Below are 1,567 nucleotides of genomic sequence, written 5' to 3' on the forward strand. Positions count from 1 at the left end.
CCTCAAAGCGAACTTATCCATATTCAAAATGACAGGTGACATAAAAAAATAAACTCATATTTCTATAGCATATAATGTGAGTTTGAAAGTTGGAAATGAAAAATAGTAGGATTAAAAATAGTTTGAACTTTTATTAATCAGATAAAATTACAAGCTGGTTTTTGTGATATAAATGGGCATTTGTATTCATAAATTGTCTAACTTTTCCGCCTGTCATTCGATATGTACATACTGCGCATACAGCAATATGCTGTCCGGGGTTTATATCTTCTGGCGAAAGTGTTTCAGAATCGAAGTAAATAGAGGGTGAAGGAATTTGCTCTATACCATTACTACTAATTCCTTTTTTTCCCCAACGAAGGTTTATAGCGTATTTCCCTGACATTTCTATATATCGCACGCTGTCTACAATGCCTTCTATACAAATGGGATGTCTGTTTTCCCATTTTAGTTGTTTGACGTAATTGCACGATTGTATATAACGGTCAGGTTCATAATAAAAATCACTCCACTTTATTCTTTTTCCATGCATTTCAATTTCAATAATAGAGTGTAGTTCGGTTTGTTTTTCTAGAATATTCCGTAACTCAATTATCTTTTTCATGGCTGATAAGTATGAGTTTAAGCTCCCGCTAGAATGATAAGTTCTATCTTTTTTATTCAGTGCCTTGTTTTGATCATTCTTTGGCTTTGTAGTTTGATTTTTCAATTCTTCTAAAGGCTCATGGATCATATTTAAGCGAAATAAAAAAGTTTTATCCTCTACACTTTTTAAAATGTCATCATCGGAATCACGTGCGATAACTTTAATCTGACCGAGTGTATTGTATGAACAGAATTCCTCGTGGTTTATGCCGCCTTTTCGGTAAAAAAGCGCTGGAATTTCTACTTCATTTCTCATATGTCTTGTGCGATGCGCCACAGGTATTCTACAAACTCTACATTCTAATTCTTGTTTTAAATGCTTATTTACAGGTTCATCTATTTCTTGCGCTGAAACCTTTTCATTCAAAATTGTCGAGTAAGCTTCTTTCATTGTTACTGCCATTTTCCTCTCCTCCTAATAAAGAAAATTTACCACCATCATAAATTGTATTTATATAGGATATTTTACCATTATCAGCATTCGAAGTGGCTAAGTTTGGAATTTAATATTTGACGTATGAAAGAAATTTGGTATCTGAAGATAATCTGATTTTTATTACGTTATTTTGAAAAGAGGGGGGATTTAATTATAAGTAGATTCTTTTTGCGCTTTTTTTAGGGGGATTAATATAACTTCAAACAAATTCACCAATATTTTAAATAAAAGGGTGATTTAGATAAATATCATGAAAATTATCGTGATAATGCATAGTCCTTGTATAACGTAATAATCTTATGTAATAATGGTGATTTAGAGCATAAAGAGGGACCAAAGTGAATATAGCACTAATTATTACATCAATTCTTTCATTAGCTACATTAATTGTATCAATTTATAACGCTAGAACCTTAAATGAAAACAAAGAAAAAGATCGTAGGATAGCTGTAGAATTATGTGAGTAAAGAAGAGGGCAAAATGATT

Annotated in this window: 1 protein-coding gene; it reads right to left on the bottom strand. The window is 31.6% G+C overall.

Annotated elements, in window-relative coordinates; all coding sequences use genetic code 11:
• Positions 1-133: 133 nt before the first annotated feature.
• Positions 134-1,048 (bottom strand): hypothetical protein, encoded by a 915-nt coding sequence (locus KVT34_RS29420; RefSeq protein WP_088098005.1) that lies wholly within the window; start codon positions 1,046-1,048, stop codon positions 134-136.
• Positions 1,049-1,567 lie beyond the last annotated feature (519 nt).

It is taken from the genome of Paenibacillus sp. GbtcB18 (assembly GCF_019091125.1).
In the GTDB taxonomy this organism is placed as follows: domain Bacteria; phylum Bacillota; class Bacilli; order Paenibacillales; family NBRC-103111; genus Paenibacillus_F; species Paenibacillus_F chitinolyticus.

Bases quoted from the DNA above. Each gene is read 5' to 3' on its own strand.
- KVT34_RS29420 (WP_088098005.1), bottom strand. From the start codon at position 1,048: ATGGCAGTAACAATGAAAGAAGCTTACTCGACAATTTTGAATGAAAAG.